The organism is Aphanizomenon sp. CS-733/32 (assembly GCF_028330045.1).
GTDB classification, from domain to species: Bacteria; Cyanobacteriota; Cyanobacteriia; order Cyanobacteriales; family Nostocaceae; genus Dolichospermum; species Dolichospermum gracile.
In genome coordinates, this window is record NZ_JAQMSE010000247.1 from 1 (window position 1) to 16,807 (window position 16,807).

Annotated in this window: 18 protein-coding genes and 1 other RNA gene; 15 read left to right on the forward strand and 4 right to left on the reverse strand. The window is 39.6% G+C overall.

From position 1 onward, the window contains the following. Window positions 1-451: 451 nt before the first annotated feature. The 8 genes from PN471_RS21770 to PN471_RS21805 all read left to right on the forward strand — a co-directional run bounded on the left by PN471_RS21770 (window position 452) and on the right by PN471_RS21805 (window position 6,767). Window positions 452-1,078, forward strand: a complete 627-nt coding sequence (locus tag PN471_RS21770; RefSeq protein ID WP_271778610.1) for a Uma2 family endonuclease — start codon at window positions 452-454, stop codon at window positions 1,076-1,078. Window positions 1,079-1,267: 189 nt separating this feature from the next. Then, window positions 1,268-1,600, forward strand: a complete 333-nt coding sequence (locus tag PN471_RS21775; RefSeq protein ID WP_271778611.1) for a type II toxin-antitoxin system PrlF family antitoxin — start codon at window positions 1,268-1,270, stop codon at window positions 1,598-1,600. 2 nt (window positions 1,601-1,602) lie between these two features. Continuing rightward, window positions 1,603-2,100: a type II toxin-antitoxin system YhaV family toxin gene (locus tag PN471_RS21780; RefSeq protein ID WP_442867175.1), complete on the forward strand. Its 498-nt coding sequence runs from the start codon at window positions 1,603-1,605 to the stop codon at window positions 2,098-2,100. Window positions 2,101-2,256: 156 nt separating this feature from the next. Then, the gene (locus PN471_RS21785) at window positions 2,257-4,014 is read left to right on the forward strand and encodes an Hsp70 family protein (RefSeq protein ID WP_271778613.1); all 1,758 of its coding nucleotides are present in this window, start codon (window positions 2,257-2,259) and stop codon (window positions 4,012-4,014) included. Between the two features lie 19 nt (window positions 4,015-4,033). Beyond that, entirely contained in the window at window positions 4,034-4,432 is a 399-nt protein-coding gene (locus PN471_RS21790) for a hypothetical protein (RefSeq protein WP_271778614.1), read from the forward strand. A gap of 229 nt (window positions 4,433-4,661) precedes the next feature. Further along, entirely contained in the window at window positions 4,662-5,549 is an 888-nt protein-coding gene (locus PN471_RS21795; RefSeq protein WP_271778615.1) for a Uma2 family endonuclease, read from the forward strand. Between the two features lie 82 nt (window positions 5,550-5,631). Further along, the gene (folK, locus tag PN471_RS21800; RefSeq protein ID WP_193897208.1) at window positions 5,632-6,120 is read left to right on the forward strand and encodes a 2-amino-4-hydroxy-6-hydroxymethyldihydropteridine diphosphokinase; all 489 of its coding nucleotides are present in this window, start codon (window positions 5,632-5,634) and stop codon (window positions 6,118-6,120) included. A gap of 98 nt (window positions 6,121-6,218) precedes the next feature. Continuing rightward, window positions 6,219-6,767 (forward strand): NUDIX hydrolase, encoded by a 549-nt coding sequence (locus PN471_RS21805; protein ID WP_193897210.1) that lies wholly within the window; start codon window positions 6,219-6,221, stop codon window positions 6,765-6,767. Between the two features lie 50 nt (window positions 6,768-6,817). Here PN471_RS21805 and PN471_RS21810 read toward each other — a convergent pair whose 3' ends face one another. Both PN471_RS21810 and PN471_RS21815 read right to left on the reverse strand, forming a co-directional pair. Next, window positions 6,818-6,961: a hypothetical protein gene (locus tag PN471_RS21810; RefSeq protein WP_271778616.1), complete on the reverse strand. Its 144-nt coding sequence runs from the start codon at window positions 6,959-6,961 to the stop codon at window positions 6,818-6,820. 54 nt (window positions 6,962-7,015) lie between these two features. Beyond that, a complete protein-coding gene (locus PN471_RS21815; protein WP_271778617.1) occupies window positions 7,016-7,795 on the reverse strand; it encodes an ATP-binding cassette domain-containing protein in 780 nt (259 codons plus the stop codon). Window positions 7,796-7,978: 183 nt separating this feature from the next. Here PN471_RS21815 and PN471_RS21820 point away from each other — a divergent pair, with 183 nt between their 5' ends. From PN471_RS21820 to queF, 5 genes are all read left to right on the forward strand, one after another. Next, complete coding sequence (locus PN471_RS21820) at window positions 7,979-9,220, forward strand: tetratricopeptide repeat protein (protein WP_271778618.1); 1,242 nt, start codon at window positions 7,979-7,981, stop codon at window positions 9,218-9,220. 721 nt (window positions 9,221-9,941) lie between these two features. Further along, window positions 9,942-10,038: signal recognition particle sRNA small type (ffs, locus tag PN471_RS21825), an RNA gene on the forward strand. A 25-nt stretch (window positions 10,039-10,063) separates the two neighbouring features. Continuing rightward, window positions 10,064-10,465, forward strand: a complete 402-nt coding sequence (locus PN471_RS21830) for a phasin family protein (protein WP_271778619.1) — start codon at window positions 10,064-10,066, stop codon at window positions 10,463-10,465. A 164-nt stretch (window positions 10,466-10,629) separates the two neighbouring features. Next, window positions 10,630-11,052, forward strand: coding sequence for a hypothetical protein (locus PN471_RS21835; RefSeq protein WP_271778620.1), 423 nt, complete (start codon window positions 10,630-10,632; stop codon window positions 11,050-11,052). 141 nt (window positions 11,053-11,193) lie between these two features. Further along, window positions 11,194-11,607 (forward strand): preQ(1) synthase, encoded by a 414-nt coding sequence (gene queF, locus PN471_RS21840; RefSeq protein WP_271778621.1) that lies wholly within the window; start codon window positions 11,194-11,196, stop codon window positions 11,605-11,607. A 55-nt stretch (window positions 11,608-11,662) separates the two neighbouring features. On the opposite strand, the gene PN471_RS21845 is transcribed toward queF, so the two are convergent. Beyond that, a complete protein-coding gene (locus tag PN471_RS21845; protein WP_193897246.1) occupies window positions 11,663-12,736 on the reverse strand; it encodes a glycosyltransferase family 4 protein in 1,074 nt (357 codons plus the stop codon). A 402-nt stretch (window positions 12,737-13,138) separates the two neighbouring features. Here PN471_RS21845 and PN471_RS21850 point away from each other — a divergent pair, with 402 nt between their 5' ends. Next, complete coding sequence (locus PN471_RS21850; RefSeq protein WP_271778622.1) at window positions 13,139-13,966, forward strand: ABC transporter permease; 828 nt, start codon at window positions 13,139-13,141, stop codon at window positions 13,964-13,966. 63 nt (window positions 13,967-14,029) lie between these two features. On the opposite strand, the gene rpe is transcribed toward PN471_RS21850, so the two are convergent. Next, window positions 14,030-14,737, reverse strand: a complete 708-nt coding sequence (gene rpe / locus PN471_RS21855) for a ribulose-phosphate 3-epimerase (protein ID WP_271778623.1) — start codon at window positions 14,735-14,737, stop codon at window positions 14,030-14,032. A 255-nt stretch (window positions 14,738-14,992) separates the two neighbouring features. Between rpe and PN471_RS21860 the strand changes: the two genes are divergently transcribed. Beyond that, complete coding sequence (locus PN471_RS21860) at window positions 14,993-16,573, forward strand: S8 family serine peptidase (RefSeq protein ID WP_271778624.1); 1,581 nt, start codon at window positions 14,993-14,995, stop codon at window positions 16,571-16,573. The last annotated feature ends 234 nt before the right edge of the window (window positions 16,574-16,807 follow it).

Genomic DNA, 16,807 nt, shown 5'->3' on the forward strand with positions numbered 1-16,807 from the left:
GCACTTGATGAGGCAATTACTATGGCGGTTAATGCTATTACTGATGAAAATGCTCTCAATTGGTTTAATCATTGTGGATTGTTTTTTGACCCTATTTAGATAGCTATTTTTGTACTGGACTTGATCACAAACTGCTGTAAGTCGCTATCAATCAGTACCAGTTTCTTTAGCAGATGCGGAATTAGCCCGAATGTCGTAGCTATACCCTAGCAGTCTGATTTTTACGCTTGATAGCGATTTTCTCGTTTACAGAAAGAACCGCGATCGCCCAATTCCTTTGCTTATGCCTCTATTAGGTGCTTAAATATGATTGCGGATATTGTAAAGTGCGTTACTTAACGTTGAAATATTCATGCCACTAGGGAAAGCAGTGTGAGAATTTGAAAAAACGGCGCAGGATGAATTTAGCGAAAATGCTAGAGTGATGATATTGATGGGGCTAAGTTGACCTATGACCATTGCCAGCGAAATACCAATACAACAGCAGTTACTAAGTTTTGGCGATTTTATCGTCCGTTATGGTGACAGTAACCGCTACGAATTGATTGATGGAGAGGTGTTTGATTTGGAACCAACAGGCTACCATGAAGAAGTTTCAGCTTTTACCACCACAAAAGTCTGCGCCCAAATTGATGCCTTATGTTTGAATTGGTTTGTTCTTCAGCGAGGATTACTACGTCCTTCTAACTTGGGTATGACAGCATTTCGACCCGATGTTATGGTTATTGATCGCAATGAACTTGCCAAAGAACTACTTTGGCATGACCAATCAATCATCACCCTGGGCAGTTCGATTAAATTTGTGATGGAAGTAGTTAGTAGCAACTGGCAAAACGACTATGCGCGGAAAGTTGAAGACTACGCAATTTTAGGTATTCCTGAATATTGGATTGCGGATTATGCGGGTTTAGGTGGGACTCGACATATTGGGAAACCGAAACAACCGACCCTTTCCATTTGTACGTTAGTCAAAGGAGAGTATGAAATTCAGCAAATTCGAGGCAATCAACCCATTACTTCGCTGACATTCCCAAATTTCAAACTGACAGCCGAACAAGTTTTAAAAGCTGGCAGATAAAGTGCTTTAAGCCATATTCACTGCGGATAAAATATTTACGGGGATTGCTAAGGCGATTTACTCCGCAACGCAAGCGATCGCTGTATAACAAAGTATTAAACTGTCCCAACCAGAAATATCACTCTTGACAAGACAATGCAATTGCATTACCTTAGAGACAGAATTTAACCGATAGGTTGAGAGGTCGCTATGGCTGTAATACCAGCCCCATCTTCAGAATCTACTCTAACTGATCGCTATCAGACTACAATCCCTGATCCCATTCGCAAGTTCCTGGGCTTGGATAAGCGGGATAAAATCTGCTACACTATCCAGCCAGACGGTAAGGTGGTGATTTCTCGCGTTGACAAGACGGAGAGCGATCCTATCATTGGGCAATTTTTAAATTTTATTGCGCGAGATATCCAAAAGAATCCTCAGCACTTACAAGCGATTAGCTCTGATTTAGTCAGCCGTGTTCAGTCCTTAGTTGCTGGAGTTGATCTTGATCTTGATGCAGCACTTTCTGATGAGGATGAATGAGTTTGTCTGTAAATCAGCCGCTAGTGATTAATGGGTGGGACATATTTGCTCATCCTCTCTTCCTTAACCAGTTTGAAGAACTTCTGACCCAGGTTGAACATTTGCGCCAGAAGTATCCTCAAGACTACAAGAAGAAAAACGCCACAAAGCGTCTAGCTGCCTTAGCAAAACTGGCATTTGATGTTATTCCTCAAGACCCAACTCGTAGTGATTATCGCCAAGGTACTACTCTGGGTAATGATTACAAGCACTGGTTTAGAGCGAAATTTTTTCAGCAGTACCGACTGTTTTTTCGATATCATCAAGAGAGTAAAATAATTGTTTTCGCCTGGGTTAACGATGAGAACTCTAAGCGTTCCTATGACAGTAACACAGACGCTTATCGAGTTTTTCAGAAAATGCTGGAAAGTGGTCATCCTCCAGACAATTGGCATGATTTACTCAAAGATGCAAAAGGTGAAACTAATCGTTTAGAGAAAGCAGTCAAAGCAGAAATTTAATTACCAACTAAGAATTATGAATTATTTGGTCAATATCTTGTAATCTTATCTCTAATGGTAAAGCTGTCATGCTGCCAAAATAGGATATTTTGTAATTACGTTATGGTGTGAGCTTGCGAAATTACACCAGGGGCAAAAACCTTTAAATTTAGAATTATGAAAGCAGTCGGTATTGATTTAGGAACAACAAATTCCGAAGTAGCAATTGTCGAAAACGGACAGGTGCGGGTTTTACCAGGAGAAGATGGCGACCTGATTTTACCCTCCTGTGTAGGATTTAGCGATACGGGTAAAGTGCTGGTGGGACGAGAAGCACTGCGTCAATATGCTGCTGCTGCTGAACGCACTGTGAAGTCAATCAAACGCTGGATGGGAACTGATCACAAAACCACTTTAGGAGATAAAGAATACTTACCTCATGAAATTTCCGCCATTATTCTCCGCGCCCTTAAACAACGGGCTGAAAATGCTTTAGGAGAAACAATTACCCAAGCAGTAATTACAGTTCCCGCTTACTTTACAGATGCTCAACGCCAAGCAACTAAAACCGCCGGAGAGATTGCTGGTTTAGAGGTACTGCAAATTATCAATGAACCAACAGCAGCCGCTTTAGCTTATGATTTGCGTTCCGAAGAGACAGAACGGGTTTTGGTTTATGACTTGGGTGGTGGTACTTTTGATGTGTCGGTAGTCGAAATTACAGGCGAAGTCACGGAAGTATTAGCAACTCATGGTAATAACCGCTTGGGTGGAGACGATTTTGATAGGTTGTTGCAACTTTATTTAGTAGATCTATTTCGTAAACAGCATGGTGTGGATGTACCAGATGATGCTGTCACCCAAGCCCGTCTTTTACGAGCAGCCGAGCAGTTAAAAATTGATTTGAGTTCCCATGCTTTTGCTACAATTCGTGAAGCCTTTTTAGGTACTAAAGGCAAAACCGCACTCCATCTAGAGACAGAAGTACCGCGAGCAGATTTGGAAAAGTTGATTCGCCCTCTATTAACAGAAACCTTAGAGGCTATTGACCGCGCTCTCAGCGATGCAGACCTATTACCCGGTGATATTGACCGAATTATCTTAGTTGGTGGTTCGACACGTATTCCTCTGGTTCAAGAAATGATTTCCGAACATTTGGGACAGACTCCCAGTGATGGTATTCAACCAGACCTTTGTGTGGCCTTGGGAGCAGCTTTACAAGCTGGGGTGTTGGTAGGTGAATCTGTAGATGCCATTCTTGTAGATGTAATTCCCCATTCCTTGGGTATTGCTGCGGCGGTGTCTACACCAATGGGAATTATGCCCGGTTACTTCAGTGTGATTATTCCCCGCAATAGCGTTGTTCCCGTTTCTCGCTCTCAGGTTTATTACACCGTGTCTGATGAACAAGAAGTGGTAGAAATTGAAGTTTTTCAGGGAGAAAATGCGATCGCTGAAGAAAATGTGCCTTTAGGTGATTTTAGAGTCGAGAACTTACCACCCAAACCAGCAGGGGGTATTCAAGTTGAGGTTCACTTTGACTTTGATATCAATGGCATTCTTACTGTCACCACTACTGAAAAAGGCAAAGGACAACAGGGAACGCTAGTAGTCAATAATGCAGGGATTGAGAAGCTTTCTAGTCATGAATTGAAGCAAGCCAGGGCAGATTTAGATGCCTTGTTTGAAGTTGATGAAACTGTCGAAATCTCCACAGCAGAGACAATCTCAGTAGTAGAAATAGCTCCAGAATTAGCAGCACTTTTAGACCGCGCTCAACAAACACTGCCCACACTAGATTCTGAACAAGCAGGGGAATTACAAGACTTATTAGCCCAGATTGAAAATGCCAGTGCTAACAAGAGTCCAGAATTATCCCAGTTACAAGAAGAACTCTCAGATTTTCTTTACTACGCTAGTACGAATGATGAATAGGAAATAGAGAGTAGTAATTATGAAATGTCCTGTTTGTGGAGCAATTTATCGTCCGACAAGGGCAGTAGGGACGCAAGGGGGAGAAACTGACAGCCAGACTTCTCCATTGCCTCCCCACTCTCCAACTTGTAGACGCTGCAAAGCCGATTTATCCGACTTGATCACTTTGCATGATCAAGCTATTTGGTATCACAGACAAGCCCTGGATTTGTTGTCAAAAGACCGTTATTCAGAAGCAGCAATGCACAACAATCAAGCTTTAGCTTTGTATTATAGTCATGCAGACTTTCATGCCTTAGCGGGGAAATTATCGGCATTGCAGGGAGAATGGAGAGAAGCGATCGCATCTTGGCAACAAGCACTCAAATTTGACCCAAAAAAATGCGATAGCGAAGCGCGACCTAGGAATCCCTTGTGATTGTCTATGATCAAGCTAAATTTAATTAGCTGATTCAAACACTTCAACTTTTTAGTGTCTACTGTTAAAATTAAACCAATATGATTAGGTCAACAGAAAAAATTAAGGGTATGTGAAGAAAGGTAAAATCGCTCAAAACTTCTTCACTCTTGCATGAGTGCCTATTGCCTCTTGCCTCTTGCCATGACGACAATTTTTAACGCCAACCTACTTACATCCTGGAGTTACTATGGAAACCACTCAAGCAGTGATTAATCCCACTACTCCCCCAAGTCAAGACATTCACACCAATAAATTCACATTACCAGATCATACGCAACTACCAGATTCAGATGGAACTTTCGTGAAAAATTTCCAGGAGCATCCACAAAGTATAGTTTTAACCAGTTCCATTCAGCCAGTATTACAGAAACTACATCCAGATGGAAACTACTGTATTGGTCAAGATAGCGGTATTTATTGGCGTTTAACTGAACCACCTGAAAAAGGTGCAGAAGCTCCTGATTGGTTTTATGTGCCTAATGTACCACCATTTCTCAATGGAGAATATCGTCGTTCCTATGTATTATGGAAAGAGTTTGTCGCACCATTAATTGCCATTGAGTTTGTTTCGGGAAATGGTTCAGAAGAAAGAGACGCGACTCCTCCGAGTGAAACAGAAAAAGCTGGTAAATTCTGGGTTTATGAACAAGCAATTCATATTCCTTTTTATGCAATTTTTGAAGCGAGAAAAGCATTACTGGAAGTTTATCGCTTAGTTGATGGGCGTTATGAAAAGATGCAACCAAACGAGCGTAATCATTTTCCAATTTATCCTATGGGTGTGGAATTAGGTTTAATAGAAAATGATGGTCTACCGTGGGTTCGTTGGTGGGATGATGTGGGAAATTTGCTATTAACTGGTGATGAAAGGGCTATTGTTGAAAGACAAGCTCGTTTACAAGCAGAAGACGCAAGACAACAAGCAACTTTAGCCCAACAACAAGCAGAGGAAATTGCCCAACAAGCAACTTTAGCCCAACAACAAGCAGAGGAAATGGCTGAACAAGAACGACAACAAAAGGAGAAATTAGCAACTTACTTAAGATCATTAGGTATCAATCCTGATGATATTTGAACTGTAGGTGTGTGATTTCTGCACTTATTGTGGACATCACATCCCACATTCAAAAAACCCAGGTGTGTAGGAGTCTTAAAGAATGGTACAAACTGCGGCTAGAACGGCGATCGCCCTTGGTAGTAACATAGGTAACTCCCTAGCCATTTTTACAGCAGCTTTAGAAACCTTAGCCCAAACATCAGGCATAACCATACAAGCCCAATCTCGTTGGTATCGTACCAAAGCCATAGGCCCAACTCAACCAGACTACTTAAATGGTTGCGCGATATTATCAGTGCAGATTTCACCACAAGCCTTATTAGCCCAATTACTCACCATTGAACAAAAATTTGGGCGTGTACGTCAGCAACACTGGGGGCCACGTACTTTAGATTTAGACTTGTTATTATATGATGACTTAATTTTACAGCAGCCAAATCTACAAATTCCCCATCCTCGCATGGCTGAACGAGCCTTTGTTTTAGTCCCTCTAGCAGAAATTGCTCCAGATTGGATAGACCCTATATCTCAACGAGTAATTCAAGATTTACTACTAGAGATCAACACAAATGATGTACATTTATTGTAGTGGGTGGAAAAATTACCATTTTTACAATCCAAAAAGAACTGATAACAACAGAAAACCCCCGTATAAGTTCTCTGTATTCACAGACGGTAGAATTTACTATGCCATTAGGTAGAGAATTACCACAGTTGCTCAAGCAACGCTTGTTTTATAAAGGACGCAAGTTCAACTTTGAAGTTAACCGCTTGCGTTTACCCAACAAAGCCGAAGGGGAATGGGAATGTATTCGTCATCCCGGTGGCGCTCTGGTTATACCCATAACCGCAGACGGCAAACTTGTACTTGTGCGTCAATATCGGTTTGCAGTGCAGGGAAGATTATTGGAATTTCCGGCGGGAACTTTAGAACCCAATGAAGATCCTTTAGAAACAGTCAAACGGGAAATTGCAGAAGAAACTGGCTATCATGGTCGCCGGTGGGATAAATTAGGAGAATTTTTCCTTGCTCCCGGTTATTCTGATGAAATTATCTATGCTTTTATTGCTAGAGATTTAGAAAAGCTAGAAACACCACCAGCACAAGACGAAGATGAAGATATCGAAATAGTATTACTAACTCCTGAAGAATTGGAAAAAGCCATTTTGGTAGGAGAACCTGTAGATGCTAAATCCATTGCTAGTTTTTTCCTGCTGCGTTCATTTTTAAAATAGGTCATTGGTCATTGGTCATTGGTCATTAGTTATTAGTTATTAGTTATTAGTTATTGGTCATTGGTGATTGGTAAATAATTGGCTGACTCCTGACTCCTGACTCCTGACTCCTGACTCCTGACTCCTGACTCCTTGACTCCTGCTATAACTAGTACAAAACGGCGTAAATAAACCAACGATTCTAAGTCCTCCAAAACCCTATAATGTGTTCATTTTGACTTTTGACTTTTGACTTCCGCCTTGCGGTACTAGCGGGAATAACTGGTTGCATAATCGCGGGTACGATAATCTGTAGCTTGAGCTAAGACTTTTTTCGTTGATGCAAACTCTCGTAATTGTCCCACATGATTTTTACTGTATTGAAATAAAGCCGTGAAATCAGCCAAACGAGAGACTTGTTGGATGTTTTGAGAGATAAAGATAATTGTCAATTCAGAACGCAAACACTCAATGAGTTCTTCAATTTTTGTGGTACTGATGGGATCAAGTCCACAACAAAGCTCATCCATGAGAATAACTTGGGGTTTTACAGCTAAAGCGCGAGCAATACACAGTCGTTGCTGTTGACCACAAGATAGTTCTAAAGCCGGCTTATAGAGCTTGTTTTTGACCTCTTCCCAAATATCCGCAGATTTAAGAGCTAACTCCACAACTTCATCTAATTCTGGTTTTGGTCGCCAACCAACTAATTTAATCCCGTAAGCAACGTTATCATAGATACTCATGGGAAAAAGATTAGGTTGGGAATAAATTGTACTAATTTGACGACGGAGACGATTGAGATTAATCCGTCTATCATAAATATTTTGCCCAAAAAACTCTACTTTCCCTTCTGTGTGGACTTCTCCCTCCAAATCGCTCATGCGGTTGAGAGACTTTAAGAAAGTAGACTTCCCACAGCCACTAGGTCCCATAATAGCAATAATCTTATTTTGGGGAATATCCATTGACAGACTTTCCAGGATTTTTTGCTTGCTGTAGTAAAAACTAAAGTTTTTCACACTAATTGCCGGAATTATTTTACTCATATTAATCAAGAAAGGAGTCAGTAGTCAGGAGGAATAAGGCAGAATAACAGGAAGAAGAAGAAATAAATAAAAAGTCAGTGAATCAGAATACTTGAAAAGCTTGATATTTGCTTATAGCCTAAATTAAGTCATCCCATGACCTGCAATGCTGCGTTTAATTACTGTAATCAAGGTAAACTCACCATGCTACAGCGTTTTATTTTTATCGTTACCACTATTATTGTGTGGCATTTGTGTATTTTTAGCACCCTTGCTCAGGAAAAAAAAGTTGAAGATCTAGATAAGTTTCCCCCCAACCCCCTAGAAATGATTTTACCTGATCCACTGTTACCAAATTTACCAGATAAACGCCAATTAACATTAACAGAATTGCAAAAACTAAGGACAGACTTAGATGGGTTAAATCAAGAGGCACAGGTGACACTACAAAGAGGGGACAGAAAGAAAGCCTTTGAGGTTTGGAATCGTGAACTACGATTAAGACGTTATTTAGGTACATTGGCTGAGATAGAAGCGTTAGCACGGGTGGGAGAAATCGCCTGGAATCAAAATGAACAGGACGAAGTGCGACATATTAGTCAGCGATTACAATTAATTCAAAAGCAGATAGGACAACAAAAAAGTACGGATTTACAATTATGGCAACTTCTGGGTAAAGCTTATCAAAAAATCCGTCTTCCTAAATTGGGAATATCGGCTTATGAACAGGTTTTAACATTAGTTAAAAAACAACAGGATTCATCTGGAGAAATAAAGACTTTAAAGAATATTGGAGAATTATATTTAAGTTGGTTTGATTATAACCAAGCTGCCAATACTTACCAAAAATTATTAAATTTGGCAGTTAATCAGGGTGATAAAACTAATGAATTGGGATATTTACAACAATTAGCTTATATCTATGGGCGAGGAAAACAACCCCAAGCAGCAATAGATATATTAAATAAATTAGTCATTCTTTATACTCTTAACCAAAATCTCAGTGAAATTCCCCCTTTAAAATTAGCCATAGCAGTAAATTATGAATATCTAGCCCAGAAAAATCCCACATTAAAACAACAGGCTTTCGATAATTATCAAGCAGCTTATACTACAGCATGGCAATTAGAGCAATATGCTAGGGCTGGAGAAGCACTAGAGAAATTAATTGCTTCTTATCGTTCACAAAAACAAGTAGATGCGGCTTTAGAAACTAGCCAAATTCTTCTAGAAACACAAACATTAGCTAACAATTTTTATGGTTTAATGTCAGCCTATGACCAAATTGGCAACTTATATATAGAACGGCGAGAATATAACCAAGCATTAACAGCATTTCAGAAGGGATTAGCAATAGCACAACAACTTAAACATCAAGAATCATACTTTAATCAACAAATTGAAAAGTTAAAAACTGAGATAAAAATGTCAAAAATATCCAGATAAATAAAAAAGTCCGCGCAAGCGGACTCTAGATATTGGATAAGGTTAAGTTGTCACCAAGAGAGCCTACAAGATGTTAGACTTATTTGTATTTTTACGAATTAATTTAAGAAAATCAAGTGGTTTGATCTGAAAGTTAGGACATAATTTCTATATTTATGTCTGAGAAAAAGGGGATGTATTGATAATGATTGCTACAGATGAATGTCTCCCGTTGCTTGAAGAGGTGGTAAATCTGGGAAATTGCGGACATAACTCAGATTGTTTTGTCTAGGATTTTCTCCTTAACGGGTGACAAGAGGGTTGAAGATGAAATGTGGCAATAATTTGAGAAAATAAGGTGGTAAAAAATAGGGGCAAGAAAGCCTCCAAAACAACTACAGCGATTTCCAATCATATAAGGTACATCTTAGCCCCCTCATCGCTTGCGGGGAGGGGGTTGGGGGTGGGGTTCTTGTTCCGGGTTTGATGACAATTTGCTGTAAGTGGTAACACAATCTGTTTCCTGATTGATTTGGAAACTCTCCAGGAAGTAACTGCGGAGATAAGGCGATCGCTTATAGTGTAGTTTACTGAGGGGCGGGGAATAATATCCCTCGGCTCAATCCGATAGTATTGGCTAATCCCTTGGTACAGAAGGATTGTGTCAGTTATCAACTCTGTGAATGGAGAATTGTTGTGGAATAATCTACAAATTTTGAATTTTCGTGTTATGATGATGGAAGACCTGGATCTATGCAACTTCAACGCCCAAATCTTGTCAGGACCGGAAGGTAGCAGCAATAAGGGATGCTTGTGGTAGGCGTAGTCTCCGGGTCGCCTTATTTGTAGGAGCTTTCAGGAGCAATGCCTGGTTTTGGAGATATTGTACAAAAAGCTTTTTATCTCGGCGTTGGGTTAGCCTCTTATGCTGGCGAAAAAGCTGGGGGGAAGTTAGCCGAACTGCGATCGCACTTTCAAAAATTGGCAGATGAAATGGTAGCCAAAGGTGAGATGAACACAGAAGAAGCTCGCCGCTTTGTCGAGGATATGATGAAGCAAGCCCAGCAGCAATCAACATCTGGACAAACGCCTGAAAAAACAGCCCCTTCTGAACCTCGTCGAATTGAAATTTTAGAGGTTGACGAAGAACCAACAGTGAAAGAGACGACAAAAGAAAATAAAGAAAATGGCGATAATGTAGATAAACTACGCAATCAAGTGTTAGAACTACAGGAAGAGTTAAAACGGCTGCAACGTGAATCGTAAAAAACAGTTTTTTACTTTGGGTGTCAGAAACATTTAATTCTTTTAATCTCGAAAAATGACGCTGTACCCAAGATGGTTTGAGTTGTAATTACCAACCGTAAACTCCATAGCTTCCAGTCAAGCGGTGTTAAGCGTCATGTTTTTAGCCTTTTAGAGTATAAGTTATGGAACAGTGGCAAAAAGACTTAATAGGCATGATTGAAGCCGTGACTGATGAAGTAGGGCAGTTCTTCCTAGAAATAAATGATATGGTAGACGCTTTTTTTGAGATTACGGAAGAGATTACTGAAGAAGTACAAAACGCATTGGTGGCTGATATTGATACCTTCGCTACTTTGCACGAACAGTTTTTACAGGACTTGACCGAACCATTTTTGGAGATTTATTGGGAATTAGGGGATATTTCCGAGGATATAGATCCTGGTTTTCCATACACAGTAGAAGCTACACTCGAAAAAAATGCTGCTTGTATTGGTTGTAGTCACTATCACGGACAAGTTTACAGTGGTAATTTGCTAGTCTGTGCTATGCACCCTCATGGTTGGGATGATCAAAGTTGTCCAGATTGGGAAAAAGAAATTGAGTAAGTGTTCAAAGTTGCTGGCGATGATAAATCGCTACTACACAAGCAAAGTCCACCTGCGTGGACTAACTTAAAATTAAGTTTTAAATGTTAAAAACTGTTAAGTTAATAATTGTGAACCTCTGCATTTCTGTTTATTAACATAATGAGTAACTTTGCACCTGAAACTGTATCTCCAGCAATTCCAGAAAAATATGGTGAACGCGAAATTGCGGAAGGGAAATTAATTACATTTCCTAACCCCCGCATTGGGCGACGCTATGATATTAATATTACTTTACCAGAATTTACTTGTAAATGTCCTTTTTCCGGTTATCCTGACTTTGCGACTATTTATATTACATACATTCCCGATGAAAAGGTAGTAGAGTTGAAGGCGCTCAAGCTTTATATTAACAGCTACCGCGATCGCTATATCTCCCATGAAGAAACAGCCAATCAAATTTTAGATGATGTTGTTGCAGCTTGTGATCCTTTAGCAATCACTGTGAAAACAGATTTTACCCCTCGCGGGAATGTCCATACAGTTGTTGAAGTCAGACATCAAAAAGGGGTTTAAGGTAGGAGTCACCGAGTCAGGAGTGGGGAAACTGGGTGGGGAAACCCCACCCCTACTAAGTAACTAAAACATTGCGGGAAAAACCATTTTGTTGAGCTAATTTTTCGGCAATTAGCTGGCGATAAACTGCTTCATAACCATCAGTCATCTGCTGAACACTGAAATTTTTGTCCACATATTGACGACAAGCGTAACGATTTAAGTTACTGATTTTGTCCAAGGAATTAATACATTCTGCCACATTATTACAAAGAAAACCTGTTTCACCATCCACAATCACTTCCTCTGCTGAACCCATTCGCATGGCAATTACAGGTGTCCCTGATGCCATTGATTCTACCATAACTAATCCAAAAGGTTCTCGCCAAGTAATGGGGAATAAAGTTGCATAAGCACCCCCCATAAGGGCATTTTTTTGCAGATGATTGGCTTCACCTAAATATTCAATTTGTTTACCATCAATATGTGGTTTAATTTTTTGGTCAAAATATTCCAAGTCTACTAAATCTACCTTACCTGCTATTTTTAACTTCCAACCAGTTTTTTTAGCGATTTCAATTGCTAAATGCGGTCCTTTTTCTGGAGACATTCTCCCCAAAAAAGCTAAATAAGATGGTTCATTTGGTTGGGGATAAAATTCATAACTACTAACATCAATGCCATTATAAACAGTGTCTACATAGTTTAATCCTAGCCGGGGTTCTTTTTGAGAATTAGAAATACTAATATAAGGCTGTTTTTTGCCATATTTAAAGATTTTTTCATTATCTGAAGTAAAAATTCCATGTAAAGTGTGAACTGTAGGAGTTTTGACTAAATTGGCATAAACTAGCGCTCCTAGTCCTACATGAGAATGGATGATATCAAAATTTTCTGCTTGTTCATAAACTGAAGCTAATAGCAACATTTCATAAATAGCTGGCTCTTTAATCGTAGGATCTAGCCTTAAAGCCTGGGGATGAACTGATACTAATTTAGCTAGACTTAAAGAATCTCCTGATGCAAATAATGTCACTTCATGTCCTCGACGGACTAATTCATCAGTTAATAACCCCACTACCAATTCTATGCCACCATAAGCTGGTGGGGGTACTCTCTCCCACTGTGGGGAAACCTGAGCAATTTTCATCATCAATCTCCTAAAACATTAGATTCCTATTTCCAGTTAGTTGAAAATAAATTGCACAACTAATACAGAAATAGCTAAAGATAGAAAAATCGCCCTCCTCTATGATACTACTAAATCTTATGCTTTTTATGTGATATCTTTTGTCTACCCTGGGTAGGGTAAATATATGCTACTTAAGAAATATATTAGACAAAATAATTAGTTAAATTCTAGATTTTTTAACTTGACTAAACACGAAAAATAAGTATAATAGAATTAGGTTAGAACTGAAAATCGTCGTTATAGCAAGGCAAGGGGCCAAAGTGAAGAGAGTTTGGGCGATTTTACTTTTCTTTACACAGATTGGTTTTATTGTGTTCACCTACCTACTACGATAATCAAATATTTGCATTATTAAGCAAGATGAATATATACAAACAAATAAATAAACCGCGTGTTTCATGGCAAGTGGTTTTTGCACTGGTCATATTTGTGTTTATGTACCTACCAATCCTGGTACTGGCTTTTTATAGTTTTAATCAGTCACCTTACAGTGGTACATGGCAAGGTTTCACCCTAGAATGGTACGGAAAATTATTGAATGACGACCGGATTTTATCGGGGTTATATAATAGTTTGGTGGTAGCCTTTTGTGCTGTGGGGGTTTCTGCTGTTATGGGAACATTAATGTCCGTGGGGTTGGCACGTTATGACTTTCCTGGTAAGAAATTATATCAGGGAATTGCTTATTTACCGTTATTAATTCCTGATATTGCGATCGCTGTTTCTACCCTAGTATGTTTAGCAGCCTTTGCTATTCGTTTGAGTCTATGGACTATTATCGCCGCCCATATCGTATTTTGTCTATCCTATGTTGGTTTGGTAGTGTCTGCGCGGATGAATAATATTAATCCCCATTTGGAAGAAGCAGCTTTAGATTTAGGTGCGACACCAACACAAGCTTTTATTTTAGTTTTATTACCTCAATTAATGCCAGGAATTATTTCTGGGTGTTTATTGGCTTTTGTATTGAGTTTGGATGATTTTTTAATTGCTAGTTTTACTGCGGGAAGTGGTACTAATACCTTACCAATGGAAATATTTAGCCGCATTAGAACCGGAGTTAAACCGGATATTAATGCTTTAAGTGTAATGTTAATTTCTATGACTGCAATTGTCGCTTTGATAGGGGAATTAATTCGGATTGTGGGAGAAAAGTCACATCTGCAGAATATGGGTTACAAAAAATAAAATAAATCCCCGACTTCTCAAAGAAATCGAGGACCTAAGTTTTACTTAATCACAAGTATTAAATTAAACAGCAGCTAATTCTGGAGTCGGACGCTTACTGTTACGGATACTGGTAATCGCCTCAGCATAATCAGGAGCATTAAACACAGCCGAACCCGCTACAATAGCATTAGCACCAGCTTCCAAAACCTGCCAAGTATTATTAGCTTTTAGTCCCCCGTCAACCTCAATCCAAGGATCTAAACCGCGTTCATCGCACATTTGACGCAACTTGCGGATTTTAGGAATTACGCTAGGAATAAAGCTTTGACCACCGAAACCGGGGTTAACGCTCATAATTAGCACTAAATCGCACAATTCTAGGACATATTCAATTAACTCTAAAGGTGTACCCGGATTGAGTACAACTCCAGCTTTCTTACCGAGTTCTCTAATTTGTCCGAGGGTGCGGTGTAGGTGAGGAGAAGCGTTGTGTTCTGCGTGGACAGAAATAATATCAGCACCGGCTTTAGCAAAACCTTCTACATACTTTTCTGGTTCCACAATCATCAAGTGGACATCCAGTGGTTTGGTTGTAACTGGACGAATCGCCTCCACAATCAGAGGACCTATTGTAATATTAGGGACAAAACGTCCATCCATTACATCAACGTGAATCCAATCTGCTCCCGCTTTGTCTACGGCGCGAATATCGTCACCCAGCCGGCTAAAATCTGCTGATAGGATAGAAGGAGCGATAACTATAGGCTTTTGAGATGAATTTTGGGTCATGGCTAGTGGGTTTTAAGCGTCTTCGTCTGTAAGTATCGTAACAAAATATGGATAAATTCTTAAAAATTAATTCAAAATTCAAATTTTCCAGAAAACTGCTCTCTGATGAGTTACGGACAAATTACGGAATAACTAAGCTACAGAGTACAGAGACAACGTAGAAATTATTCCCTGTAACCTGTAACCTGTCCCCGTGTCGTAGCACCTGTAACCTGTAACCTGTCACCTGTAACCTGTAACCTGTTCCCTCAAAATATGAATAAACATTGGCTAATTTTTTGGAGTTTAGGTTTTTCCTGCTTGACTGTACCCGTCTTTGCTGGTGTCAAGGGTGCAAATTTTTTAGGTGCTAACGGTATTGATGCACTGAAACTACATCAAGCTCCTTATAATTTGACTGGGCGAAAAATTGCCATTGGTCAAGTAGAAATTGGTCGTCCGGGGATGTTTGGCTGGGATAAAGCCGTATCTAAAAATCGGGCTGTATCTCCATTTGCAGTTTTTTTACGCAATGTCCCGGCTAAGTCTAATGTTGGTGTTGATTCTCATGCCTATAATGTTTCTGGTGTAATGGTAAGTCAAGATAAGGCTTTTCCCGGTGTCGCACCAAACGCCAGACTGTATTCTTCTGCTGTCGGATCTACAAAAAAAATTGGTCAACCGGAGGAGTGTTTATCAGCACAGCATATTGCTTTACAAAATGGTGCTGATGTGCGGGCGATTAATTTTAGTTTTGGTGAACCTCTGGAACGTGATCCCCGGCCAGAAGCTATGTTAGATGGTAATGCTTTACTAACATTATGTATTGACTGGTCTAGTCGTGTTCATGATGTTGTCTATTCCATTGCTGGCAATCAAGGTAAAGGCGGGATTCCCATTCCTACAGATAATTTTAACGCAATTAATGTGGCTTTTTCTTCAGAACGCGAGGGAATTTTTAATAAAGTTCACGTTTCTAACTTGGCGAGTATTAACCAAGGTATAGAAAATCGTTTAGCAGGGAAGGAGTTTAATATTGGCGGGAGAAGTGCAATTAGTTTGGTTGCTCCTGGGACTAATATTCCTTTGCTTAATCTTGATGGTAAGTTAAATAAATCTACAGGTACGAGTTTTGCTGCACCACAGGTTACTGCTACTGTAGCATTATTACAGGAATTTGTGGATAGACAGTTACGAACTAAACAAGCAAATTGGACTATTGATGCTCGTCGTCATCAAGTCATGAAAGCAATATTACTCAATTCTGCAGACAAGATTCAAGATAGTGGTGATGGTTTACGGTTGGGAATGACGAGGACTTTAATTGATAAACAAAATCAAGATTGGTTAGCAACGGACGCTGATAAAAATCCCAAAATTCCCCTAGATGCTCAAATGGGAGCAGGTCATTTAAATGCTTTTCGAGCTTATCAACAATTGAATGGTGGTGAATGGAAGCCTGATGCACCAGTTCCGTCTATTGGTTGGGATTATAGTGCTGTTAATGCTAATTCTTCTAGAGAATATACTTTGGGAAAGGGTTTGAAACAAAATAGTTTCCTGGCTATTACTTTAAGTTGGGATCGTTTGGTGGAATTGGATGATAAAGACAAGAACCAGCAATATGATATAGGGGAAACATTTATAGATAAAGGATTAAATAATCTTGATGTTTATTTGGTGAGAAATAATGAACTTGTTGTTTGTGATTCTGTAAGTGAGGTTGATAGTGTTGAACATATTTTTTGTTCAGTTCCTGCTAATGGTAATTATAAGATTCGGGTGCAATTTAAAAAGCAGGTTAATGAAGCTATTCAACCTTATGCTTTGGCTTGGTGGACTGTCGGAGAAAAGTGATAGATACAGCAAAATTCAGCAGATTATCGTTTAATTTGTTGAGGAAAGCCAGGAACATAAAAATTTTGGGGATTTTTAGGGACCAATTTCGGGGTTTTTAGCTTAATCAGCAGAAGCCCCACGTCTCACTCTTAGGAGCGTGGGATGAATGCGCGTGAGTTGAGTTGCGTAGCCCAAATTGTATTTGAGCGTAGCGAAAACAAAGAAGGCTACAGCGACGAAACGAACAAAATA